General features: G+C 61.0%; 23 protein-coding genes and 4 tRNA genes. 13 read left to right on the top strand and 14 right to left on the bottom strand.

Translation table 11 applies throughout. From position 1 onward, the window contains the following. Positions 1–67 precede the first annotated feature (67 nt). From GZH91_RS12985 to GZH91_RS12975, 3 genes are all read right to left on the bottom strand, one after another. Positions 68–143, bottom strand: a tRNA-His gene (locus tag GZH91_RS12985). A 10-nt stretch (positions 144–153) separates the two neighbouring features. Continuing rightward, a tRNA-Arg gene (locus tag GZH91_RS12980) sits at positions 154–230 on the bottom strand. Positions 231–272: 42 nt separating this feature from the next. After that, positions 273–349, bottom strand: a tRNA-Pro gene (locus GZH91_RS12975). Between the two features lie 106 nt (positions 350–455). Between GZH91_RS12975 and folD the strand changes: the two genes are divergently transcribed. Continuing rightward, a complete protein-coding gene (gene folD / locus GZH91_RS12970) occupies positions 456–1310 on the top strand; it encodes a bifunctional methylenetetrahydrofolate dehydrogenase/methenyltetrahydrofolate cyclohydrolase FolD (protein ID WP_147071468.1) in 855 nt (284 codons plus the stop codon). On the opposite strand, the gene GZH91_RS12965 is transcribed toward folD, so the two are convergent. Beyond that, positions 1307–2074, bottom strand: a complete 768-nt coding sequence (locus tag GZH91_RS12965; RefSeq protein WP_147071466.1) for an HAD family hydrolase — start codon at positions 2072–2074, stop codon at positions 1307–1309. The genes folD and GZH91_RS12965 overlap by 4 nt on opposite strands. A 95-nt stretch (positions 2075–2169) precedes the next feature. Between GZH91_RS12965 and dksA the strand changes: the two genes are divergently transcribed. After that, positions 2170–2589: an RNA polymerase-binding protein DksA gene (gene dksA / locus GZH91_RS12960; RefSeq protein ID WP_147071464.1), complete on the top strand. Its 420-nt coding sequence runs from the start codon at positions 2170–2172 to the stop codon at positions 2587–2589. A gap of 21 nt (positions 2590–2610) precedes the next feature. Next, a complete protein-coding gene (locus GZH91_RS12955; protein WP_147071462.1) occupies positions 2611–3033 on the top strand; it encodes a hypothetical protein in 423 nt (140 codons plus the stop codon). Between the two features lie 66 nt (positions 3034–3099). Here GZH91_RS12955 and pnp read toward each other — a convergent pair whose 3' ends face one another. The 8 genes from pnp to GZH91_RS12915 all read right to left on the bottom strand — a co-directional run bounded on the left by pnp (position 3100) and on the right by GZH91_RS12915 (position 11950). Next, the gene (gene pnp, locus GZH91_RS12950; protein ID WP_147071460.1) at positions 3100–5217 is read right to left on the bottom strand and encodes a polyribonucleotide nucleotidyltransferase; all 2118 of its coding nucleotides are present in this window, start codon (positions 5215–5217) and stop codon (positions 3100–3102) included. Positions 5218–5302: 85 nt separating this feature from the next. Beyond that, positions 5303–5572, bottom strand: a complete 270-nt coding sequence (gene rpsO / locus GZH91_RS12945; RefSeq protein ID WP_147071458.1) for a 30S ribosomal protein S15 — start codon at positions 5570–5572, stop codon at positions 5303–5305. A 101-nt stretch (positions 5573–5673) separates the two neighbouring features. Next, positions 5674–6606 carry a tRNA pseudouridine(55) synthase TruB gene (gene truB, locus GZH91_RS12940; protein WP_147071456.1) on the bottom strand — a complete coding sequence of 311 codons (933 nt, stop codon included), beginning with the start codon at positions 6604–6606 and terminating at the stop codon, positions 5674–5676. A 23-nt stretch (positions 6607–6629) separates the two neighbouring features. Then, the gene (gene rbfA / locus GZH91_RS12935) at positions 6630–7028 is read right to left on the bottom strand and encodes a 30S ribosome-binding factor RbfA (protein WP_147071454.1); all 399 of its coding nucleotides are present in this window, start codon (positions 7026–7028) and stop codon (positions 6630–6632) included. Continuing rightward, the gene (gene infB, locus GZH91_RS12930) at positions 7028–9784 is read right to left on the bottom strand and encodes a translation initiation factor IF-2 (protein WP_147071452.1); all 2757 of its coding nucleotides are present in this window, start codon (positions 9782–9784) and stop codon (positions 7028–7030) included. Before infB ends, rbfA begins: the two co-directional genes overlap by 1 nt. 33 nt (positions 9785–9817) lie before the next feature. Next, positions 9818–11290, bottom strand: coding sequence for a transcription termination factor NusA (nusA, locus tag GZH91_RS12925; RefSeq protein WP_147071450.1), 1473 nt, complete (start codon positions 11288–11290; stop codon positions 9818–9820). A gap of 29 nt (positions 11291–11319) precedes the next feature. Further along, positions 11320–11748: a ribosome maturation factor RimP gene (rimP, locus tag GZH91_RS12920; protein WP_147071448.1), complete on the bottom strand. Its 429-nt coding sequence runs from the start codon at positions 11746–11748 to the stop codon at positions 11320–11322. A 111-nt stretch (positions 11749–11859) separates the two neighbouring features. Then, positions 11860–11950: transfer RNA gene (locus GZH91_RS12915), tRNA-OTHER, on the bottom strand. A 140-nt stretch (positions 11951–12090) separates the two neighbouring features. Between GZH91_RS12915 and GZH91_RS12910 the strand changes: the two genes are divergently transcribed. The 5 genes from GZH91_RS12910 to GZH91_RS18505 all read left to right on the top strand — a co-directional run bounded on the left by GZH91_RS12910 (position 12091) and on the right by GZH91_RS18505 (position 15934). Next, positions 12091–13293, top strand: a complete 1203-nt coding sequence (locus GZH91_RS12910; protein ID WP_147071445.1) for a tyrosine-type recombinase/integrase — start codon at positions 12091–12093, stop codon at positions 13291–13293. 139 nt (positions 13294–13432) lie between these two features. Then, on the top strand, positions 13433–13816 hold the full coding sequence (locus GZH91_RS12905) for a type II toxin-antitoxin system RelE/ParE family toxin (RefSeq protein ID WP_147071444.1): 384 nt from the start codon (positions 13433–13435) through the stop codon (positions 13814–13816). After that, positions 13800–14102 (top strand): helix-turn-helix domain-containing protein, encoded by a 303-nt coding sequence (locus GZH91_RS12900; RefSeq protein WP_137819144.1) that lies wholly within the window; start codon positions 13800–13802, stop codon positions 14100–14102. The genes GZH91_RS12905 and GZH91_RS12900 overlap by 17 nt, the downstream gene beginning before the upstream one ends. Before the next feature lie 28 nt (positions 14103–14130). Continuing rightward, positions 14131–14943 (top strand): TIGR02391 family protein, encoded by an 813-nt coding sequence (locus GZH91_RS12895; protein ID WP_147071442.1) that lies wholly within the window; start codon positions 14131–14133, stop codon positions 14941–14943. Between the two features lie 13 nt (positions 14944–14956). Next, complete coding sequence (locus GZH91_RS18505) at positions 14957–15934, top strand: hypothetical protein (protein ID WP_223264501.1); 978 nt, start codon at positions 14957–14959, stop codon at positions 15932–15934. 494 nt (positions 15935–16428) lie between these two features. Here GZH91_RS18505 and GZH91_RS12880 read toward each other — a convergent pair whose 3' ends face one another. Further along, positions 16429–16623 carry a type II toxin-antitoxin system RelB/DinJ family antitoxin gene (locus GZH91_RS12880; protein ID WP_104727288.1) on the bottom strand — a complete coding sequence of 65 codons (195 nt, stop codon included), beginning with the start codon at positions 16621–16623 and terminating at the stop codon, positions 16429–16431. 403 nt (positions 16624–17026) lie between these two features. On the opposite strand from GZH91_RS12880, the gene radC reads away from it, so the two are divergent. The 5 genes from radC (at position 17027) to GZH91_RS12855 (ending at position 22217) form a co-directional block, all read left to right on the top strand. Beyond that, on the top strand, positions 17027–17533 hold the full coding sequence (gene radC / locus GZH91_RS12875) for a RadC family protein (protein WP_147071440.1): 507 nt from the start codon (positions 17027–17029) through the stop codon (positions 17531–17533). 279 nt (positions 17534–17812) lie between these two features. Beyond that, on the top strand, positions 17813–18202 hold the full coding sequence (locus GZH91_RS12870; RefSeq protein ID WP_147071438.1) for an ATPase: 390 nt from the start codon (positions 17813–17815) through the stop codon (positions 18200–18202). Positions 18203–18994: 792 nt separating this feature from the next. After that, positions 18995–19822 (top strand): DUF932 domain-containing protein, encoded by an 828-nt coding sequence (locus GZH91_RS12865; protein WP_147071436.1) that lies wholly within the window; start codon positions 18995–18997, stop codon positions 19820–19822. Between the two features lie 68 nt (positions 19823–19890). Then, on the top strand, positions 19891–21945 hold the full coding sequence (locus GZH91_RS12860) for a ParB/RepB/Spo0J family partition protein (protein ID WP_147071435.1): 2055 nt from the start codon (positions 19891–19893) through the stop codon (positions 21943–21945). A gap of 62 nt (positions 21946–22007) precedes the next feature. Beyond that, positions 22008–22217 (top strand): hypothetical protein, encoded by a 210-nt coding sequence (locus GZH91_RS12855; RefSeq protein ID WP_147071433.1) that lies wholly within the window; start codon positions 22008–22010, stop codon positions 22215–22217. 129 nt (positions 22218–22346) lie between these two features. Here GZH91_RS12855 and GZH91_RS12850 read toward each other — a convergent pair whose 3' ends face one another. Next, complete coding sequence (locus GZH91_RS12850) at positions 22347–22511, bottom strand: hypothetical protein (protein WP_161984120.1); 165 nt, start codon at positions 22509–22511, stop codon at positions 22347–22349. Positions 22512–22648: the final 137 nt, after the last annotated feature.

Raw genomic sequence — 22648 nt, 5'->3', positions numbered from 1 at the left:
TGTGTAGTAAGTGAGGGTGGGTTGGCTGGTGCGTAGCAGCTATCTATTTGATTTATAAATGAATGGTTGGGGTGGATGATGGGGCTCGAACCCACGACAACCGGAATCACAATCCGGGACTCTACCAACTGAGCTACATCCACCGCTGAAAACTGGCCTGCCCGACAGGAATCGAACCTGTAACCCCCAGCTTAGAAGGCTGGTGCTCTATCCGGTTGAGCTACGGGCAGCTCACGAACCGGCCAAGGCACCGGCTAGCCGGGCAAAAAACGTGGTCGGGGTGGAGAGATTTGAACTCCCGACATCCTGGTCCCAAACCAGGCGCGCTACCAGACTACGCTACACCCCGAGAGGTCGAGACTATACCCGTGCCGGCGTATATGGTCAATCCACATCTTGAGTCTGGGGCGTGAAAAATGCGATGATTGCGGCTTTAATACTCCACCCGGATTACCATGCCCGCACAAATTCTTGATGGAAAAAGCCTGTCCGAACGCATTATTGCCGACGTGCAAAAGCGCATTGCCGGGCGCGTCGCTGCAGGTAAATCGGCCCCCACGCTGGCGGTCATTCTGGTGGGCGGCGATCCGGCCTCGGCCATTTATGTCCGTAACAAGCGCAATGCGTGTGCCAAGGCAGGGGTGCGTTCCATTTCCCATGATCTGCCGGCGGATACCAGTCAGAAAGCATTGCTGGCACTGATTGACGAACTCAACGCTGACGCAACGGTAGACGGTATTCTGGTGCAACTGCCGCTGCCGCCGCATATCGATCCGGAAACCGTCATCGAGCGTACCCATCCCGACAAGGATGTGGACGGCTTCCACCCCTACAATATTGGCCGGCTGGCAGTGCGCATGCCTACGCTGCGCTCATGCACCCCGTACGGTGTGATGGTGCTGCTACGCTCGGTACGTGCCGACCTGAAGGGGTTGCACGCAGTGGTGGTAGGGTCGTCCAACCATGTAGGACGCCCGATGGGTCTGGAATTGCTGCTGGCTGGCTGCACCGTCACCACCTGTCACCGTTTTACCCGTGATCTGGCCGGCTTTGTGCACCAGGCTGACATCGTGGTGGTGGCGGTGGGCAAGCCGGGTCTGGTCAAGGGCGAGTGGATCAAGCCCGGCGCGACGGTGGTGGATGTGGGGATCAATCGCCTGGCCGACGGCAGTCTGTGCGGTGATGTGGAATACGCAGCGGCTGCGGAGCGTGCGGCGTGGATTACCCCGGTGCCGGGTGGCGTGGGGCCAATGACGGTGGCAATGTTGCTGCAAAACACCCTGCAAGCGCTGGAAACCCACCGCCCTTAATTCGCCTGCCCTGCGTGCCAGGCGCGCACTGCTGCCAGATTGACGCACGACTGGCCGTGCAGGCTGCCTTGAATCACCAGCGGTGCGCTGCCAGGTTCGCCCATGTCAGAGAGCACCGCAGTGGCGCCGCTAAAGTCATGACCGTGAGTGTAGTCGTTGGTCGTCACCAGGGTTTTTAAGCCGGCGCCCCTGCTTGCGCGTATGCCGTTCTCCGAATCCTCGAATGCGAAGCAGGCCTCGGGTGGCAGTTTCATTTGCTGTAGCGCCCACACATAAATATCGGGTGCGGGTTTTTTGGCAGGCACGATATCGCCCGCTGCGATGACCTCAAACCAGTCGCAGGCGTCTTCTGCCAGGCTGTGGCGCAGCAGTGCGGTGACGTTTTCCGGTGTGGTGGTGGTGGCGATGGCGAGCCGCAGTCCGGCTGCGCGCGCCTCGTGCAACAGGCGTTTGACGCCGCGGCGCATGGGAATTTCGCCAAGGCCGAGCATCTCGGTGTAGTGACGTGTTTTGGCGCGATGCAGTTCGGCGACCAGGTCGGCAAAATCAGCCGGCTGAACATAATCAGTGCGGAAGTGTTCAACGTAGTATTGCATGCGTTCCTTACCGCCGGTGACGGCCAGTAATTTTCCGTACAATGCCACGTCCCAGTCCCAGTCCAGACCATATTCGCGGAACGCGGCGTTAAACGCCACGCGGTGGCCGTCGCGCTCGGTGTCGGCGAGCGTGCCGTCTACGTCAAACAGTAATGCTTGCAATTCCATGGGCTGGCCCTTATATGAAGTTTGTTGCTCTACGGGGTTATTTCTGCTATTAAAGCGGCTTGTCTTTTTTTCAGTATTCGGAAGCGGTAACTATTATGGCGACAGAATTCACCAAATTCACTCCTTATGTGCCAAAAAAAGGGGAGGAGTACATGAGTGCCAAACAGCTCGGGCATTTTCGCAAAATCCTGGAAGGCTGGAAAGGCGAACTGTCTGAGGATATTGATGGCACCATTCATGCCATGCAGGAAGATGCCACGTTGTTTGCCGACCCCAACGATCGTGCCAGCCAGGAGTCCGACATGGCGCTGGAATTGCGCAATCGTGACCGTGAACGCAAGCTGATCAAGAAGATCGACGAGACCATCGCCAAGATTGACAATGGCGATTACGGCTATTGCGAAGGCTGCGGTGTGGAGATTGGTTTGAAGCGCCTGGAAGCACGCCCGACCGCAACCTTGTGTATTGATTGTAAAACGCTCGATGAATTCCGCGAGCGTCAGGTCGCGCGCTAATCCATATTGGCTGTGCCAGTCATGACCGAGTTCGAATCCAAACTAAACGGGATGTTGTTCAGCCTGATGTCGTGGGATCAGCTGACGGCCTTCTGGGCGCGGGTAGACATGGGTGCGCGGTGGTATCTCTACGCAGTGGGGCAGGAGGTGCCAAGCATTCCTGCATTGCGCGAGCAGGTAGAGGTGTTTGTGCAGAAAATTGATGCATTGCTGCGGCACGAGCATGAAGAAAGCTACTGCGGCATCGTTTACGCAGATGACCTCGAGCGACCGCGCTTTATCAAGATCTACGACCCCAGCAACCTGGGTGTGTCGTGTGGTTCCGGCAAAGTCAAAGTGCAACCGGGCTGGGTGATGAGCCAGTTTGCACCCATCGAACTCCAGGCCAAAGCCGTGCCAGCCAATCGCACGCGCTGGTGGCAGGGCCTGTTCAGCAGCCAATAAGCCATTTTGAGTGACAACAAAAAAGCAGCCATCAGGCTGCTTTTTTGTTGTCCAACACCTGCCTGCCTACTCGGTAGGCGCGGCTTGCTCAGCCTTGACGGGTGGTTCCAGCAGGGCTTTCATGGACAGGCGCAGGCGGCCTTTCTCGTCGGCCTCCAGCACCTTGACCTTGACCTGCTGGCCTTCCGTCAGGTATTCGCTCACTGCGTTGACGCGCTCGTGGGCGATCTGAGAGATGTGCAGCAGGCCGTCTTTGCCCGGCAGCACGCTGACAATGGCGCCAAAATCGAGCAGCTTGATCACGGTGCCCTCATAGGCCTTGCCGACTTCGACCTCGGCGGTGATCTCGGCGATACGTTTTTTCGCGGCTTCACCGGCTTCGCTGCTGGTACAGGCGATTTTCACCGTGCCATCTTCATCAATATCAATCTGGGTGCCGGTTTCTTCGGTCAGCGCGCGAATCACGGCGCCACCCTTGCCGATCACATCGCGGATTTTTTCCGGATTGATCTTCATGGTGATGATGCGCGGTGCGTAGGCAGACATTTCCTCGCGCGGCGCCTCCACGGCGGATTTCATGATGGCGAGAATGTGCAGGCGACCTTCCCTGGCCTGATCCAGCGCCACCTTCATGATTTCCTTGGTGATGCCGGTAATCTTGATGTCCATCTGCAGGGCGGTGATGCCGGCCTCGGTACCGGCCACTTTGAAGTCCATGTCGCCGAGGTGATCTTCGTCACCGAGGATGTCGGTGAGCACAGCGAAACGATTGCCATCCTTAATCAGGCCCATGGCGATGCCCGCTACGTGGGCCTTCATCGGCACACCTGCGTCCATCAATGCCAGGCAACCGCCACATACCGAGGCCATTGAGGAAGAGCCATTGGATTCGGTGATTTCCGACACCACGCGCATGGAATAGCCGAATTCTTCACGGCTTGGCAGCACCGCCAGCAACGCACGTTTGGCGAGGCGGCCATGGCCGATTTCGCGGCGCTTGGGGGTGCCGACACGCCCGGTTTCGCCGGTGGCATAGGGGGGCATGTTGTAGTGCAGCATGAAGCGGTCGCTGAACTCGCCTTGCAGCGCGTCCACTTTCTGTTCATCGCGACCCGTACCCAGTGTGGATACCACCAGTGCCTGGGTCTCGCCCCGGGTAAACAGGGCGGAGCCATGGGTGCGCGGCAGCACGCCGGTACGGATGGTAATGGGGCGCACGGTGCGGGTATCGCGGCCGTCAATGCGCGGTTCGCCGGACAGGATCTGGCCACGCACAATTTTGGCTTCCAGGTTATGCAGGATGTCGTTGATTTCGTTGACCTGCAGCGTGCCCATATCCGCTGTGACCAGTGCCGCCATCACACGGCTGCGCACCGCGTCGATTTCCTGCGAACGAGCGCGTTTCTGGCGCATGCGGTAGGCTTGCTGCAGACCGGTTTCAGCCAGTTCGGTGACCTTGGCGACGAGTTCGGTATTGGCGGCGGGTGCAGTCCATTCCCACGGTTCCGGATTGACTTCATCGGCCAGTTCGTTGATGGCGTTGATGGCTGCCTGCATCTGGGTATGTCCGTATACCACGGCGCCGAGCATGATTTCTTCAGACAGTTGTTGTGCTTCGGATTCCACCATCAGTACCGCACTCTGGGTGCCGGCAACGACAAGATCCAGCGCCGATTGGGGCAGCTCGCTGGCCAGCGGGTTGAGCACATATTCGTTGTTGATGAAGCCGACCCGGGCGGCGCCAATCGGGCCTTCAAACGGGATGCCGGAGACGGCCAGTGCAGCTGACGCGCCAATCAGCGCGGGAATGTCGGAATCCACTTCGGGGTTGCTTGACATCACCGTGGCGATGATTTGCACTTCGTTGTAAAACGCCTCGGGAAACAGCGGACGCAACGGGCGATCAATCAGGCGCGAGACCAGTGTTTCTTTCTCGGACGGACGGCTTTCACGTTTCAGAAAGCCACCCGGAATCTTGCCGGCGGCGTAAGTTTTTTCCTGATAATCCACGGTCAGCGGAAAGAAATCCTGGCCAGCCTTGACTTCCTGTTTGCCGACCACGGTGACCAGCACCACGGTGTCGTCCATGTTGACCAACACTGCGCCACCAGCTTGGCGAGCGATTTCGCCGGTTTCGAGCGTGACAGTATGACGACCATACTGAAAGGATTTAGTAATCTTCATCGGATTCCTTTATTTATCAAACAAAACCGCCCCGCAGTAAAGGCGGGGCGGTGTATGGTGCGGCGATAATGATGTGCCTGAATATTTATTTGCGCAGGCCCAGGTTCGCAATCAGATTGCGATAGCTGTCGTTATTGGTGCGTTTCAGATAATCGAGCAGTTTGCGGCGCCGGCTCACCATTTTTAACAGGCCACGACGTGAGTGGTGGTCTTTGCTGTTGGCCTTGAAGTGATCGGTCAAGCCATTGATGCGCGCGGTGAGCAGGGCAACCTGCACTTCGGAAGAGCCGGTGTCGCCCGGGGCGTGTTGATGTTCGGCAACGATTTTTGCTTTGTCTACTGCGGTTACAGCCATGGTGTTCTCCTATTGGATAAAACAATCGCGAAGCGCTTCGGCTGGGATGCACTTCGTTCAAGAAAGCGCGCATTCTAGCAAAAAAATGCTTTTTACTCAAGTCATTGCACTGGATTCTGCATCGGCGACAAGTTGCTATTCATCAATCTGCGCGCAATTGCGAGACCATTGGCGTGTAGTTCCACCAGCCCGAAAAAGCGCTGCTGGCAGTCGTATGCGCGCACCAGCCCGGCCAGCTGCGTGCAGGCAGCGAGGGTCTGGCGCTGGCCCTTGAGTAAGGCTGCAGATTCAGCGCCATTGAGTTCAATACGCGGCAGATAGGCAACCAGGCTGTCGACAGGCAGCAGCAACTGGTCGCGCGCAGCCATGTCGCTATTTTCCAATAGCGCCAGGCTGACCGCCTGATCCAGCTGGAAACCGCCACTGGCTGTACGGGCCAGTGCAGTCAGGTGCGCGCCACAGCCCAACACCCTGCCAATGTCTTCAGCCAGCGTGCGGATGTAGGTGCCGGCACTGCAGCGTACGTTGATGGTTGCCCGTGTGCCGTCAAATGCGCACAGATCAATGGCGCGGATGTGGATGTGGCGTGATTTGCGCGCAATTTCGATACCCGCACGCGCGTATTCATACAGCGGCCTGCCCTGGTGCTTGAGGGCGGAATACATGGGCGGGGTTTGCTCGGTGGTGCCGATAAACCGGGCGATTGCAGCATTCAGATCAGCGGGTGTTACGTTTACCGGGCGCGTGTCCAGCACTTCGCCTTCAGGATCGCCGGTCGTCGTGGTGACACCCAGCCGCATCACGGCACGATAGGCTTTATCGGCATCCAGTAAATATTGGGAAAATTTGGTGGCCTCGCCCAGGCACAGGGGTAACAGGCCGTGTGCAAACGGATCGAGGGTGCCGGTGTGGCCGGCCTTTTCGGCCTGAAACAGGCGTTTGGCGATTTGCAGAGCGGCATTGGAAGTGATGCCGGCAGGCTTGTCGAGTAGCAATACGCCGTTCACGGCGCGTTTGATGCGTTTGAACTGCACTTGCCAGGATAGTAGGTGACGGTTCAGGAATCGGCGTCGCTATCAGCCGCTGGCTGTGGGCGCTGGCTGCGGTCTTCGGCCACGGCGTTGTCGATCAGGTGCGACAGGGCAGCGCCGCGTTCCACCGAGGTATCATAGACAAATGTCAGCTGCGGTGTGAGGCGCAGACGCATTCTTGGTCCCAGGCGCGTTCGCAAAAAACCGGCTGCACGGGTGAGCGCCTGCTGCACTTCCGGGGCGCGTGCGGCACCGTCCAGCAGGGTGAAGAATACCTTGGCGTGCTCCAGATCATGCGTGGCGACCACTTCGGTAATCGTGATCATGCCCACGCGCGGGTCTTGCAGTTCCAGCCGGATGATCTCGGCCAGCTCGCGCTGGATCTGCTCGGCAACGCGCCGCGAACGGGGAAAATCCTTGGGCATCAGAGTGTGCGCGCCACTTCGACGACTTCAAAGGCTTCCAGCTTGTCGCCCACTTCGAGTTCGTTGAAATTTTTCACCGAGAGTCCGCATTCGAAGCCGAATTTAACTTCCTTGACGTCGTCCTTGAAGCGCTTGAGCGAGTCGAGTTCACCCGTGTGAATGATTTCACCATTGCGCATCACGCGCACTTTGGCGCCGCGCTTGACCAGGCCTTCCAGCACATAGCAGCCCGCCACGGTACCGATCTTGGAAATGTGGTACACCTCGCGCACTTCCACCAGACCGGTGATGTTTTCTTTCTGGTCGGGTGTCAACATGCCGGACAGCGCCGCCTTCACCACATCGACCGCTTCATAGATGATGTTGTAGTAGCGGATATCCACGCCGATGGATTCGGCCAGTTTGCGCGCGGTTGCGTCAGCACGCGTGTTGAAGCCGATGATCACGGCCTTGGAGGCCATGGCCAGGTTGACATCGGACTCCGAGACCGCACCCACGCCGCCATGCAGAATATCCACCTTGACTTCGCTGGTGGAGAGCTTCTGCAGCGAGGTGGCCAGCGCTTCGTAGGAGCCCTGCACGTCGGATTTGATGATCAGCGGCAGGCGCTTGGCCTCGCCTTCGCCCATCTGTTCCATGATGGACTCGAGCTTGGCGGCCTGGCGCTTGGCGAGTTGCACGTCGCGGAACTTGCCCTGGCGGAACAGGGCGATTTCGCGCGCCTTGCGTTCGTCATTCAGCACCATGGCGTCTTCGCCAGCCTTGGGGACATCGGACAGACCCTGGATTTCCACCGGGATGGCGGGACCGGCTTCCTGCACCGGCTTGCCATCCTCGTCCAGCATGGCGCGAATACGGCCATAGACACTGCCCGCCAGCAGCATGTCGCCGCGCTTGAGCGTTCCGGACTGTACCAGCAGCGTGGCTACCGGACCACGCCCCTTGTCCAGGCGCGCTTCGATAATCACACCCTTGGCGGGAGCGTCCTGCGGCGCCTTGAGCTCCAGTACTTCGGCCTGCAGCAGAATGGCTTCAAGCAGGGCGTCGATGTTCTGTGCGGCTTTGGCCGAGACTTCGACGAATTGAGTGTCACCGCCCCAGTCATCCGGCACCACACCCTGCGCCACCAGTTCCTGGCGGATGCGTTCTGGGTTGGCATCGGGCTTGTCAATTTTGTTGACTGCCACCACCATCGGCACATTGGCTGCCTTGGCATGGTGGATAGCCTCAATGGTTTGCGGCATGACGCCATCATCAGCGGCCACCACCAACACCACCAGGTCAGTCACCTTTGCGCCACGCGCACGCATGGCGGTAAACGCCTCGTGGCCCGGGGTATCCAGGAAAGTCACCATGCCGCGAGCGGTTTCCACGTGATAGGCACCGATGTGCTGGGTGATGCCGCCGGCTTCGCCGCTGGCCACGCGGGCACGGCGGATAGCGTCAAGCAGGGAGGTCTTGCCGTGGTCAACGTGACCCATGACAGTGACTACGGGTGCGCGCGGCAGGCTCGGCACCTCGCGCAATTCGCCTGCTTCGAGGAAGGCTTCGGGCGTATCCAGTGGTGCAGGCTTGGCGACATGCCCCATTTCTTCCACCACAATCATGGCAGTTTCCTGATCCAGCACCTGATTGATGGTGACCATGCTGCCCATTTTCATCAATACCTTGATGACTTCTGCAGCCTTGACCGCCATTTTGTGGGCGAGGTCGGCGACACTGATGGTTTCTGGTACCAGCACGTCATGCACAATGGGATCAGTGGGTGCGCTGAAGGTGCTGGCATGATCTGCATCAGGCTTGTGTCGGCCACCGCCCTTGCGGTTGCGCCAGGCGTCACCACCCGCATCGCCACGCGATTTGATACCGCGTTTCTTGGCCTGCAGGTCGCTCCAGCTGGATTCTTTTTCTTTTTTGGCAGGCACCTTGGCGGTTTTTGGTTTTTCGCCCGGTTTGGGCGTGGGCTTGTGCAGCGTACCCTCGCTGGCAGCCGGTTTGGGTGCGGCGGCCAGTTGTGCGGCTTCAGCTGCGGTCCTGGTTTCTGCTTCCAGCGCCAGCTTGCGCTGCTGGATACGCTCCTGTTTCGCACGCAGTTCTTCTGCCTGACGCGCGTGTAAAGCAGAATGGCGGCGCGCTTCTTCGGCGCGCAAAGCGATTTCTTTTTCGTCCAGTACGGGCTTGCCGACACGGGTGCGCGGTGCAGGCACTGCGGCTGGCTCAGCCGCTGCTTCTGCAATGGTTTCGGCAGGTTCTGGCTGCACCGTTTCGGTTTCCGCAATCGGTTCAGCTTCGACAGGCGTCTCAACGACTTTGGGCATCTCAGCAACGGCTGCCTGAGCTTCGATAACCGGCACGGCCACATCGGCTATTGCTGCCTCTACTTCTGCTTCGCTGGTTGTCAAAGGGGGTGCTTCAACAGGCGTCTCCTGTGCGGCGGGTGCCGGCGTATCTTCAGCCGGGGCAACCGCATCGCGTTTTACCAGTATACGTTTTTTGCGCACTTCTACCTGGATAGTACGGGATTTGCCCGTGCTGTCCGCCTTTTTGATCTCGGTGGTTTCCTTGCGGGTCAACGTGATCTTGCTTTTTGGCTCTCTGGCACCGTGTTTCTTGCTGAGGTAATCGAGCAGGCCGGCTTTATCCTGTTCGGTTACCGTATCGGCGGCGGCGGATTTTTCTACGCCAGCAGCGCGCAGCTGTTCCAGCAGCAGTTCAGTGGGGAGCTTCAGTTCCTGGGCGAATTGCTCTACGTTCATATGTGGGCCGTCAGGGCTTTCTGTGCAATTGGGTTATGCGAACCACGGGGCGCGTGCCGCCATGATGAGCTTGGAGGCACGCTCTGCGTCCATGTGAACCATGTCCATCAGTTCATCCACCCCCAGTTCGGCGAGATCTTCCGAGGTGGTAATCCCTTTGGCCGCCAGCGCGCGCAGGGTATCGTTGTCCATGCCGTCGAGTGACATCATGTCCTCGGCAACATGCTCGACCTTCTCTTCGCTGGCAATGGCTTCGGTGAGCAGGGCGTTACGGGCGCGCGCGCGCAACTCGCTGACCAGGTCTTCGTCGAAGCCGTCGATCTCCAGCATCTCGTTAATGGGCACATAGGCCACTTCCTCAACCGAGCTGAAGCCTTCCTGTACCAGGATGCCGGCGATTTCTTCGTCCACGTCGAGCTTTTCAATAAATAGCGTGCGGATGGAAATCGCTTCGCTCTCATTCTTCTGCTGGGCTTCTTCCACCGTCATGATATTGAGTTCCCAGCCGGTGAGCTCGGAGGCCAGGCGCACATTCTGGCCGCTGCGGCCAATTGCCTGCGCCAGTTGTTCTTCCTCCAGCACCACGTCCATGCTGTGTTTGTCTTCGTCCACCACGATGCTGCTGACTTCCGCCGGCGCCAGCGCATTGATCACAAACTGGGCTGCTTCGGGCGACCACAGGATGATATCCACACGTTCACCTGCGAGTTCGCCGGTGACGGCCTGCACGCGTGAACCGCGCATGCCGACACAGGTGCCGATCGGGTCAATGCGCGGGTCGTTGGATTTGACCGCGATTTTGGCGCGGGCGCCGGGGTCGCGTGCGGCACCTTTGACTTCGAGCAGGCCTTCCTCGATTTCCGGCACTTCCAGTTCAAACAATTTGGCAATGAATTCCGGCGCGGTGCGCGACAGGATCAGTTGCGGGCCGCGGCCACCCCGTTCCACGCGCAGCAAGTAGGCGCGCACGCGATCGCCCACACGCAGGTTTTCCTTGGGGATCATCTGGTCGCGCGGCAACAGACCCTCGATGCGGCCCGACTCGACAATGGCATTGCCGCGCTCCATGCGTTTGATGGTGCCGGTGACCAGATATTCCTTGCGCAGCAGAAAGTCGTTGAGAATCTGCTCGCGCTCGGCGTCGCGGATTTTCTGCAGGATGACCTGCTTGGCTGCCTGTGCGCCGATACGGCCGAACTCGACTGGCTCCAGCAATTCTTCGATGAATTGTTCGAGCTGGATATCTGGATGCTGTCGCTGCGCGTCAGTCAGGCCAATCTGGCGCTCGGGGAATTCCACCATGTCGTCAGGCACCACCTGCCAGACCCGAAACGAATCGTAGTTGCCGGTTTCACGGTCAATCGACACGCGCGTTTCCACGTCCTCATGGAAGCGTTTTTTGGTGGCAGATGCCAGCGCCATTTCCAGGGCGCTGAACACAATTTCCTTGCTGACATTTTTTTCCCTGGCCAGCGCGTCTACCAGTAACAAAATCTCGCGGCTCATAAAAAACCTCCGGCCAACCTATTTTATAGTTACAGACTGGGAACCAGGCGCGCTGTATCCATGTTGGCGAAATCCAGCATGACAGTCTGCCCCTCCACGTCCAATTCAATTTGCGTCGCACTGGCACCACGGATCACTCCGGAAAACCTGCGTTGCCCCGCAATTGCCATGCGCAGCTTGACCTGCACCTTTTCACCAGCGAAACGACGAAAATCTTGCGGTTTTTTCAGTGGGCGATCCAGCCCCGGCGATGACACCTCAAGATGCTCGTAGGCGATATTTTCAACCGCCAGCCAGTTGGACAGGTGGTTGCTAACCGCCGTGCAATCGTCCAGCGTGATGCCGCCTTCTTTGTCGATAAATATGCGCAACAATCCGCTTTTTGCGGACATGGACATATCCACCAGCTCGTAGCCAAGGCCGTTGAGTGTCGTTTCCAGCAGCGTTTCCAGAGTCATTCACGTTCCACAAACAAAAAATGGGCCAAAGCCCATAAACAAGCCGTTAAGTATATCAGCAAAGGGGGGGATATGAAAGAGGTCGGCAAGTGGCGGCGGAGGAATGCCGGATGGTGCCCGGAGCCGGAATCGAACCGGCACGCCGTTTAGCGGCGAGGGATTTTAAGCCAGAACATGGAGTCCGCACCAGATAACGCCGGGCTTGGATACAGCTTGCTGTGGCAGGTTTTCCGTAGAGCCAATGCCTGGGATCATATGCCGGTGCGCGATGCAAACCGCCCCGGTTCTCTTTCGCTTGGCTCCTAGCCGGCTCCTGGAATCGGGGGACTCCAGGAGTGCCAAATGGCAAAGATCAAGCTAACCAAAAGCGTTGTTGATGCGGCTCAGGCACAGACCTGCGACGTTGAACTCCGGGACACGATTGTTCCGGGCTTCTTGTGCAAGGTTACACCAACCGGCCGCAAGGTATTCATGCTTCAGTATCGAACGAACTCCGGCGTGCGTCGCAAGCCGGCGCTGGGCCAGTTCGGCGAACTGACCGTCGAACAGGCGCGGTCGCTGGCACAAGACTGGCTGGCCGAAGTCCGGCGCGGCGGCGACCCTGGACACGACAAGGGCGAAGCCCGCAAGGCACCGACAGTCAAGGAACTGTGCGGCCGGTTCATGGAAGACCACTCCAAGCTGCACAACAAGCCGAGTACGCAGGACGGCTACCAGTACCAGATCGACAACTTCGTCATCCCAGCCTTCGGAACCAAAAAGGTCCACGAGGTTACCCGCCACGACATCACGGCGCTGATGAAGCGCATGGAGAAGTCCCCCACACAGGCCAACCGCGTGCTGTCGCTCGTCCGCAAGATGTTCAACCTGGCCGAACTGTGGGGCTACCGGCCCGACGGCTCCAATCCTTGCCGCCACGTGCCCAAGTACCCGGAGAAAGGCTCGACCCGCCTCATCACCGACGAGCAGATGGTCAGCCTGTTCGCCTATTTGGACAAGGCCGAGGCCGAGGGGCTGGAACATCCGATCTATCTGCTGGCCGTCCGGCTGCAATTCGAGTTCGCGGCCCGCATGTCGGAGATCCTGCTGTTGCAGTGGGATTGGCTCGACTTGCCCAATGGCCGGGTCGTCTGGCCTGACAGCAAGACAGGCGATATGTCCAAGCCGCTGAGCGAGGAAGCCCGCCGGCTGCTGACGAACGCGCCTCGCTATGGCAATTCGCCCTACGTCTGCCCGGCCATCCTCGACCATGACAAGCCACTCGGCCCCCATTCCTACTACCAGGCGTGGCGGCGCATCCTCGATCGCGCCGGCGTGCCGAAGGTCGGCACCCATGGCATCCGCCACCGCTCGGCGACCGACATCGCCAATTCCGGAATCCCGGTCAAGGTCGGCATGGCGCTGACCGCGCACAAGACCGTGGCCATGTTCATGCGCTACGTGCACACCGAAGATGACCCGGTGCGTAAGGCGGCCGAGTTGGTGGCGAGCCGGCGCAAGTCGGTCGTCGGCACGCGCCAAGAACCGAAAGAGGTGACCACATGATCGGCGACAAGCGCCCCGCCACGTTGGCCCCTATCGCCGTGTCGCCGCCACGCCAATCGACTCGGTGGCCCTCCCCGCCCGTGCGACGCGCTGGGGTCTGGAAAAGTGTGCCCGTTACGGGTATAGTTTGGAGGTCAAGATGACCCGTGTTCTCAAGCGGAAAGACTTTGCGCGGTGGCAGGCGGGCGAAAAGCTGCCCGATGCCGCCTTGTGCAAGGCGGTTCAGGAGATGGAAAACGGTCTGATTGACGCGGACTTGGGCGGCTTCCTCTACAAGAAGCGGGTTGCCCGACCCGGCGGCGGCAAGAGCGGCGGCTTCCGCACGCTGCTGTCGGCCCGGATCGGCAGCCGCTACGTGTTCCTGCATGGGTTCCCCAAGAGCGACAAGGCGAACATCACGCAGGACGAGAAGAAGGCGCTGCAATTCGCCGGCAAGGTGTTCCTGGAACTGTCCGCCGAGGCTTTGTCGAAGGCATTGCAGTCGGGCGTGTTATTGGAGGTGCATTGTGAGCAAGATCATTGAATCCCTGCGTGGCGACCTGGCTGCGCTCCACGAAGCGGGAGCGATCAGCAAGGTAACGATGCGCGAGTTCGACGCGATCTGCCCGCCGCCGGTACGGGAGTTCAGCGCTGCCGACATCAAACGCCTGCGCGAAGCCTTGAAGTTCAGCCAGCCGGTGTTCGCTCTTCATTTGCACACATCGGCCTCGACCGTGCGCAAGTGGGAGCAAGGCGACACCCATCCCACGGGACCGGCCCTCAAGCTGCTCAACGTCATCGCCGACAAGGGCCTGCAGGCCATCATCTGATGCCTGACGAGGGAGACAGGCATTGGCGATGCGAATTGATCCTTTCAACTCACAGCATCTTGAAGCCGCGTGCCGCGTGCTCGCCGATACCGCGCGCGGCCTGAGCGGCACGCAGATCGAACGCCTGCTGCAAGAAATCGAGACTGCCGACCCGTCGCCCGGCATGACCAAGTGGAAGCGGTTGTTCAATGCGCTGGCCGGTGCACAGAACCAGCACCAAGTCGGCAACCATCTCATCATGTTCATCAATCGCGCGATGAACCCGGTGAGCTACGCCCGCGACCCCGCGACGTTCGCCTGGCGGCGCGACGAACTCAATGTCGTCCTTGCCTTCTCTGGTTTCTACGTGCGCGAAGATGGCAAGGTCGCGCACGCCGACAAGGCCACGACGCTCAATGCCGCGCGCGCCCGCGCGGGGCGACTCAAGGCCGCGCTGGAAAGCCGCGTCGTCCACGCGGAAGTACTGAACTACTGCCGTGCCGAGCTGCTGGACGAAAACTACTTCCATGCCGTATTCGAGGCCACGAAAGGTGTTGCGGAGCGGATTCGCCTGCTGTCGGGCCTGAACGGCGATGGCGCGGACCTGGTGAACAAGGCATTCGCGGGCCAGCAGCCCGTTCTCGCCTTGGGACCACTCACCACCGAGTCGGAGAGGAGCGAGCAGAAAGGCTTTGCCAACCTGCTGATCGGCCTGTTCGGCGCCGTGCGCAATCCGCTGGCCCATGCACCCAAAACGAATTGGCCCATGTCCGAACAGGACGCACTGGACATCCTGACGCTGGTGTCGCTGATTCACCGCAAGCTGGATGGCACCACGAAATTTTCGGCCGTATCGCCATAAGGGAAAGACAGGAATGGACGAGGCGATCGTTGTCTTCTCTCGGAAAGGGATTTTCCAGACCACGATCGCCGCGCGAGACGTTCGCAGCCGGGAACATGCGCGCAAGCTGTGGCCCCTGGTGTCTCCCGGCGCCTCAAGGCAGATGGTGACATGGGTCAGCCCCTCCTTTGAAAGCGGGAAGTTGCGTCGGCGCTCCCATTTCCGGGTGCTTCCTGCCCAGCACACCTTTAACCCCAAAGCGCACTTCGACGACGAAGAAGCCAGCCGGCGGCGCGCCGTTCAGGAAAGTCCCGAACACCGGCAAGCGAAAGAGCTTGTCGCGGCCGAACTCTCCCGACGATTGAATGCCGGCCTTGCGATGCCGTGGGCGTTCAAGGATATGGATGCGTCGGACTATCCGCTAGAAGGCAACTTGTTGCTCGGCGCCGACCAGGTGGCAACCGAGCATCCTCTGGAGACGCCATTTGGCAGCAGATTCCGGCTCGACGTTGCTGTGCTCGGCCCACCGGTCCAGGCAGAGCCGATAGTGCTGGGCGGCGTTGAAATCGAACTTGGCCACGCCTTCGACGGGCGCAAGGCGCTGATCGGGAAGTCGCTCGGATTCCCGCTCATCTCCATCGACATCACCGAGATGACGCTGGCCGAACTCACGTCCGAGTGGGCACAGCAGGTATTGACTGCGACCACGCGGAGTCATGAGCAAGGACGCCGGCAGACCTACATCTATCTCCACGACCTGCTGTACCCCCTCTACGCGCAATTGCCGGCGTTTCTTGACGACGAACAGCGGCATCAATTTCTTGTGTTTGCCGACGATGAAACTCTGAATAAGTTGGTGCGCTGGATGAACCTGCTCGCCGAAAAGCTGGAGTACCCGAAGGGTATGGGCGTGATGCTGATATGCGTGAGCACAGCGGCCAGGTCGCTGAAGCCCAGATTGACGTTCGCTTCCATCGTTAGCGAGGGGCCAAACCAGGATTCAAGATCCTGAAGGCTCAACTGACGGAACTTCGCCAGCATTTCCTCGTACCCACAATGTCCGATTCTGATCTTCGGATTGTCTTGCCTGAGTTTGGCCAAGGCTTCGATGATGTGGGGGCCAAGTCGCCCATCAGGTACGTTGTGAACGAAGGCCCACTCAGCGAAATACTCTTCCCAATGCTCTTTGGCCCCCTCGAAATCCTCGTTGATCTTCTTGACGGCTTCGGTGGCGCTCATTTCATTCGGCGCGTAGCTCTGGAACAGGATTCGCGCGGAAGGTAGATACCCGTCGTTTTTCCGGTCTCCAACATTGCCCCAGGGCCGGCAGGCCATGAAGTCGTTGGGATGTGCCTTCGACATCAGCCTCTCAAACAGACGTTGAAACCCATCCCCTTTGGATTCCAGGAAGGCAATGCGGAAGTCCTTTTCGTAGTTGAGCTGCTGTATGCGATCCATGTGGTCAGGCCCTGGCCTTAGTGTTCTTGGAGTTTTTCAGGCAGAAGCTCATGGCTTCTTGGTTTCGGGTTGGGCCTGCACTCGATTGATATCGAAAGGAAGTGCCTTGTCGGCTGCAATGCGCGTGAGCAGCATCCGAATGGCGTCTGACACGGACAAGCCCATTCCTGCCAGCACGTTCGTGGCTTCCTCTTTGATATGCCCGTCAATCCGGGCGCGAACGACATCACTGCTGCTTGCCATTACATGCCTCAAGCCTTGTTGTAGCTACATTGTGCTCCATTTGCGCTGCGGTGTCATTTGTCTCGTTACAAGCGATCGAGCGTCTCGGCGTTCCGCCGTCGGGCTCGCGGGCTGCGCCCCGCGCCTCGTGCCGAGTCGCGGCCATCCGGCTTTGATCCCTGACGCCTCCGGCCCTTGAGTGCCTGCGCGCTGCGCTTGCCTATCCGTCATTTCTGCGGGCGGGGTGTGGGCGGTCTTGCTGTTCCCTTCACCGTATCACGGCGTTCTCGCTGTCAAGGGCTGCGCGCCCTGCCCTGCGGTTGGTCGCTTGCGTCCTGCGGCCGTCTGCGTCCCCTGACTGCTTGCGCTGCGCCGTGCTGGAGCCGGTTCCGGGCAATTCCGCCCGAGCAACCGGAGTACGATCATGTCGCAACTTTCTCTGTCTCTCGATTCCTCGCTGCTGGTGCGTGACGACCAAGGGCGTTATCTGCCGGCGACCGCCGACCAAATTCTGGAAGCTGCGCGGTACGTAATCGACCAGAAGGTCCCGCGTGGAACGCTGTTCACTTCGCCAGCACTGGTCAAGGACTACCTGCGCACCAAGCTGGCCTGCTTCGAGCACGAGGTTTTCGCTGCCTTGTTTCTCGATAGCCAGAACCGTCTGATCGAATACGTGGAGATGTTTCGCGGCACCATCGACCAAGCATCGGTGTATCCACGCGAAGTCGTGAAAACGGCGCTGCATCACAATGCGGCGGCCGTGATTTTTTCGCACAATCATCCGAGCGGAAATTCCGAGCCAAGCCAGGCCGACAAGCTGCTGACCCAGCGCCTCAAGGAAGCCCTGGCGCTGGTGGACGTGCGCACGCTGGATCACATCGTCGTCGGCGGCGAGGCCACGACGTCATTTGCCGAGCGTGGCCTGATCTGATCCTGGGGCTTCGGCCCCTTTTTGCTGCACCTGGGGCGGCGCAACTCCGGCCCTCGCTGGCCTGCGCGTGCTGCGCACTTGCCGAAGTGCAGGTGTGCGTCGGTGGTGGTGTGAGGCGGTCTTGCTGTCCCCTTCACCGTATCACGGCGTTCTCGCCGTCAAGGGCTGCGCGTGCCAGCACGCTGGCGGCCCCTGGGCCGTCCTTGACCCCTGACTGCTTGCGCTGCGCCGTGCTGGCGACGGTTCCGGGCAATTCCGCCCGTGCAACCGGAGATCGTCATGAACGACAAATCACACGTTTCCCTCGAACAGCACGTTTGCCTGGTCTGCGGCAAAGCGTTCGATACCGGCGCCATCCTGCTCGACAAGCGCCTGCGCGCGAGCATGGAGCACCATACGAAGACGGGATGGGGTCTGTGCCCCGAACACCAGAAACTGTCCGATGACGGCTTCGTCGCGCTGGTCGAGTGCGACCCGCAGCGCAGCGGCCCGCCGGGCGGCCGCCTGAAGCCCGAGCAGGCTTATCGCACGGGCCGGCTGGCGCACCTGAAGCGCCATGTGTTCGCCCAGGTGTTCAACGTGCCAATCGAGGCCGGCCAGCCTTGCGTCTTTGTCGAGCCTGGCGTCATCGACCAGTTGCAATCGATGGTGGTGCCGGCGGCGAGCTGATCGCGCGCTGGCAACCTGGCGCGTCGTCCTTTCGGGCGACGCGCCTTTCTTCTTGCTGCGCCTGGCGTCGATACCTTCGCGCCTGCGGCGCTGCGCACTGCGCTTGCCTCCAGGGGAAAGCCCTGCGGCCTATCCCCGCCGCGCGGTGCTTGGCGCCCCTCAAAGACCGCCGAACCGGCTGCGCCGGATCGGCCGGGAACCAATCGCAGTTCCAGCAGCAGAGGCAGCTCCTCGATGCCTTGTGCATGATGGCTGTCCTGGGCGTGGTATTCACCGAACATCGAATTCAGGGCGTCCCCGGCCAAGAAGACATGGCCGGTCGCGCTGTCGTGCTGCGCATCGAGCCACCTGCGGCGTCTCACCCCATTCGGGCTTCCATCGTTCCCTCACTCCGCTCGGCTGACGCCTCCGGCCCGGCTTCCAGATCCGGGCCTGCGCGCTTCGCTTGCCGTGCGGTCAGCACACAGGGAAGGCCGTTGCCTGTCCAGCCATCTTTCCTGACTCCATCACCTTGCTCGCGACTGTAGCCCGCGGCCGTGTGCCGTCAAGGCGCGCAGGGCCGTGTCCTCGGCTGCGCCTGTGGGCCGCACCAACCCTGCGCTTGTCTCCTTGACGGCTCCCATCCGCGCGCTCCTGACCGTCGCGGGCGATGAACTCAGGAAAGACGGTGGCAACGAGGCCAACCGGGTTCTTCGTGCCGACCGCACCGAACAGCCGAAAGGCTGGGCTCCAAATCTTGGAATCCGGTGTGCGGTGTGAACAGCAAACCCTTTTTTTGTCAGGAGAAAGACCATGCAAATCGCCTCCCGTTTCGCTTCCCGTTCCCCGTCGCTGCGCAGCGATTCCCCGCTGTCTGATGACCAAATCCGCCGCGTGGCACCGTCCATCTTCGCGGATGCCCCTCATGAGAGCCGTTCCGAGCGGTACAGCTACATCCCCACCGCTGCCGTGCTGACCGAACTGCGCAAGGAAGGTTTCCAGCCTTTCATGGTGACGCAGACCCGCGTGCGCGATGAACGCAAGCGCGAGCACACGAAACACATGCTGCGCCTGCGCCACGCCAGCCAGATCAACGGCGCGGAAGCCAATGAAATCGTGCTGCTGAATTCGCACGACGGCACCAGCAGTTATCAGATGCTGGCCGGGATGTTCCGCTTCGTTTGCAGCAATGGCCTTGTCTGCGGCGACACCGTGGCGGACGTGCGCGTACCCCACAAAGGCGATGTGTCCGGGCTCGTCATCGAAGGCGCTTACCAAGTGCTGGGCGGCTTCGAGCAGGTGAAGGAATCGCGCGACCTGATGCGAGGTATCACGCTGGACGATGGCGAATCCGAAGTGTTCGCCCGCGCCGCGCTGGCCCTCAAGTACGACGACCCGGACAAGCCCGCACCCATCACGGAATCGCAAATCCTGACGCCGCGCCGGTTCGACGACCGCCGCCCCGACCTGTGGAGCGTGTTCAACCGCACGCAGGAGAACTTGACCAAGGGCGGCTTGCATGGCCGTGCCGCGAATGGCCGCAGGCAGAGCACGCGCCCGGTGCAGGGCATTGACCAGAACATCCGTCTGAACCGCGCCCTGTGGCTGCTGGCCGATGGCATGCGCGCCCTCAAGGCCTGAATCGCCCCTCACCCGCCGGAGGGGCGGTTTCCCCTCCATTCCTTGTTTCATTCGATTGGAGATATACCATGAACGCCATTACCCAAACCGAAGCCCGCGCCATCAACACCGCCGCCGCTATCCCGCTGGAAGCCGCCGACCCGAGCAAGAACCTGATTCTGGTTCCCTTGTCGCGGCTGGTGCTGCGCCCAACGGGCCGCAACGTGCGCAAGGCCCCGCGCATGTCCATCCCCGAACTGGCCGCATCCATCCAGCGCGTGGGCCTGCTGCAAAACCTCATTGTGATTGCCGCCCCCGATGGCGAGCATTACGAAGTCGTGGCCGGTGGCCGTCGCCTCGCAGCCCTCAAGCTGTTGGCGAAGAAGCTCCACATCCCGAAGGATTGGGAGGTGCCTTGCCTGCAAGTGGCCGATGGCACGGCCCGCACCGCCAGCCTCACCGAGAACGTGCAGCGCGAAGCCATGCACCCGGCAGACCAGTTCGAGGCGTTCGCCGCGCTGGTGGCCGAAGGCCGACCCATCGAAGACATTGCGGCAGATTTCAGCGTGACGCCGCTGGTGGTACAGCGCCGCTTGAAGCTAGCGAACGTCTCGCCGCGCCTGATGGCCGACTATCGCGCCGATGCCGTCACGCTCGATCAGTTGATGGCGCTTGCCATCACTGACGACCACACCACGCAGGAAAGCGCGTTCTACGATGCGCCGACGTGGCAGCGCCATCCGGCCAACTTGCGCGAACGTCTCACCGAGCGCGAAATCGACGCCTACCGGCATCCGCAGGTGCGCTTTGTCGGGCTGGACACCTACGAGCGGGCGGGCGGCGGTGTTCGCCGCGACCTGTTCGCGGAAGGCGATGCAGGCGTGTATCTGACCGACGCTGCGCTGCTGGAGCGGCTGGCGCAAGACAAGCTGGCAGGTATCGCCGCCGAAGTGAAGGCCGAAGGCTGGGCATGGGTGGATGCCACGCCAAGCGTAACCCATGCCGACCTGCACGCCTTCCAGCGAGCACCGAGGGAGCGGCGCGAACCGACCAAACGCGAGGCCCAGCGCATCGAGAAACTGCAAACCAAGATGCAGGAGGTGGGCGAAGCCCTCGATGCCGCGCTGGACGTAGATGACGAAGAAAAGGCCGACGCACTGCAAGAGGAAGGCGAGGCGCTGGGCGAGCAATTGCAGGCGCTGGAAGATGGCTTGCAGGACTACAGCCCGAACGCGAAGGCCGCAGCCGGGGCCATCGTCACCATCGACCGCAACGGCGAGGCCGTCATTCATCGCGGGCTACTGCGCGAGGCCGAGGCCAAGGCGCTGCGCACGCTGGAACGGCTGCGGCAGGGTTTCGGCAGTGAGGAAGCCGAGAACGACGATGAAGGCGACGTGGCAGACGAAGCGAAAGCCCCCGCCATGTCCGACCGGCTGGCGCAGCGCTTGAGCGCGCATCGCACGGCAGCGCTGCAAATCGAAGTCGCCCAGCATCCGCAAGTGGCGCTGGCTGCGCTGGTGCATGGCATGGTGCAGACCGTCTTGCAGGGTAACCACTACGGCAATGACCTGCCGCTGGGCGTGCGTTTAGCAGTGCAAGACCGGCTGGAAGGCATGGCCCCGGACTGGCCGGAATCGCCCGCCGCCGTCGCTCTGCGCGAACTGCAACAGGCATGGGGCGGCAAGCTGCCCGAGGACAGCGCCGAACTGTTCGCCGTGCTGCTGGCGATGGAACAAGGCGAACTGGTCAAGCTGCTGGCTGTGTGCGTGGCTTCGACAGTGGACGTAGTGACGCCTCGCGCCACGCCGCGCCAACCCGGCGCGGAACTGGCGCAGGCCGTGGGCCTCGACATGGCGGCATGGTGGAAGCCGAGCGCCGAGGACTATTTCCGGCATGTGCCGAAGGCCGCAATTCTCCAAGCTGTGGGCGCGTACGCGCCGGAGCATGTCAACCGGCTGGCGAAGTTGAAGAAGGGCGACATTGCCAGCGAAGCCGAGCGGCTGGTCGATGGTACGGGCTGGATGCCCGCCATCTTCAAGGGCGAATGCCCGCAGGAGGTGGCACAGGCGGAAGGCCCGGAGCAGAACGCCCCGGAGGATGCCGAAGTCGTGGCGAATGAGTCCGCCGAGGCGCTGGCCGTTTGACCCGCGCAGAAGGCAAACGCCCCGGCTTCGACCGGGGCGCTTCGCTGGGAAGGAGAGATGCCGTGACCCGCAATATGACCAGCCGCCCGCGCATGGCGGCAATCTATGCCCCCGGCACGGTACGCGTCCGCCGCTGGCACGGCGAAGGCGACGTGCGCGCCTACCGTCCGCCCTCGGGCTGGTCGGCTCGCGCCGACCTCACCGACATTCACCCCATCACGGGCCGCGCTTTGCCGTGTGCCGTGTGGTGGCTTATCGAGACGAAGGAATAACCGCGATCAGCACCGCGCCCAGGCCGTTCCGTCTTGGGCGCGGTGGACGCAAAATCCGGGCGCGGCGGTGGCCGCACCCGGTGTCGAAGGCCAGCAGCCGAATCAAATCGACGCCGCCTTCACGGTTGCTCAGGCGGCGGTGTTGATGCGGCCGGGCATCTCGCCCGGCAGTTGCAAACCCGCATGGGCCAGAAAGCCAAAGCGCGCGTAGTACGCGGAATCATCCAGCGGCTCACAGCCTGCCGCCTGTAGCGCTCGCGGCAGCACCGACAATTCCGATTCCATCAGGCGCATGTTCGCGTTCCTTGCTTGGAAATCTGGAACGGCCTGGGCGTGCCGGCGCGATGCGCCGTCGGGCTTTTGGGCTGCGCCCCGTGCCGCCTTTGCCGTCACGGCCATTCGGCTTCAATCCCTCACGCACCTTTGCGCCT

This window comes from Sulfuriferula plumbiphila, from assembly GCF_009938015.1.
Taxonomy (GTDB): Bacteria; Pseudomonadota; Gammaproteobacteria; order Burkholderiales; family Sulfuriferulaceae; genus Sulfuriferula; species Sulfuriferula plumbiphila.
The sequence above is the reverse complement of the archived record's forward strand: the minus strand, read 5'-3'. Positions and strand labels throughout refer to the sequence as shown.

Bases quoted from the DNA above. Each gene is read 5' to 3' on its own strand.
- folD (WP_147071468.1), top strand. From the start codon at position 456: ATGCCCGCACAAATTCTTGATGGAAAAAGCCTGTCCGAACGCATTATT.
- GZH91_RS12965 (WP_147071466.1), bottom strand. From the start codon at position 2,074: ATGGAATTGCAAGCATTACTGTTTGACGTAGACGGCACGCTCGCCGAC.
- dksA (WP_147071464.1), top strand. From the start codon at position 2,170: ATGGCGACAGAATTCACCAAATTCACTCCTTATGTGCCAAAAAAAGGG.
- GZH91_RS12955 (WP_147071462.1), top strand. From the start codon at position 2,611: ATGACCGAGTTCGAATCCAAACTAAACGGGATGTTGTTCAGCCTGATG.
- pnp (WP_147071460.1), bottom strand. From the start codon at position 5,217: ATGAAGATTACTAAATCCTTTCAGTATGGTCGTCATACTGTCACGCTC.
- rpsO (WP_147071458.1), bottom strand. From the start codon at position 5,572: ATGGCTGTAACCGCAGTAGACAAAGCAAAAATCGTTGCCGAACATCAA.
- rbfA (WP_147071454.1), bottom strand. From the start codon at position 7,028: ATGCCCAAGGATTTTCCCCGTTCGCGGCGCGTTGCCGAGCAGATCCAG.
- infB (WP_147071452.1), bottom strand. From the start codon at position 9,784: ATGAACGTAGAGCAATTCGCCCAGGAACTGAAGCTCCCCACTGAACTG.
- nusA (WP_147071450.1), bottom strand. From the start codon at position 11,290: ATGAGCCGCGAGATTTTGTTACTGGTAGACGCGCTGGCCAGGGAAAAA.
- rimP (WP_147071448.1), bottom strand. From the start codon at position 11,748: ATGACTCTGGAAACGCTGCTGGAAACGACACTCAACGGCCTTGGCTAC.
- GZH91_RS12910 (WP_147071445.1), top strand. From the start codon at position 12,091: ATGGCAAAGATCAAGCTAACCAAAAGCGTTGTTGATGCGGCTCAGGCA.
- GZH91_RS12905 (WP_147071444.1), top strand. From the start codon at position 13,433: ATGACCCGTGTTCTCAAGCGGAAAGACTTTGCGCGGTGGCAGGCGGGC.
- GZH91_RS12895 (WP_147071442.1), top strand. From the start codon at position 14,131: ATGCGAATTGATCCTTTCAACTCACAGCATCTTGAAGCCGCGTGCCGC.
- GZH91_RS18505 (WP_223264501.1), top strand. From the start codon at position 14,957: ATGGACGAGGCGATCGTTGTCTTCTCTCGGAAAGGGATTTTCCAGACC.
- GZH91_RS12880 (WP_104727288.1), bottom strand. From the start codon at position 16,623: ATGGCAAGCAGCAGTGATGTCGTTCGCGCCCGGATTGACGGGCATATC.
- radC (WP_147071440.1), top strand. From the start codon at position 17,027: ATGTCGCAACTTTCTCTGTCTCTCGATTCCTCGCTGCTGGTGCGTGAC.
- GZH91_RS12870 (WP_147071438.1), top strand. From the start codon at position 17,813: ATGAACGACAAATCACACGTTTCCCTCGAACAGCACGTTTGCCTGGTC.
- GZH91_RS12865 (WP_147071436.1), top strand. From the start codon at position 18,995: ATGCAAATCGCCTCCCGTTTCGCTTCCCGTTCCCCGTCGCTGCGCAGC.
- GZH91_RS12860 (WP_147071435.1), top strand. From the start codon at position 19,891: ATGAACGCCATTACCCAAACCGAAGCCCGCGCCATCAACACCGCCGCC.
- GZH91_RS12850 (WP_161984120.1), bottom strand. From the start codon at position 22,511: ATGCGCCTGATGGAATCGGAATTGTCGGTGCTGCCGCGAGCGCTACAG.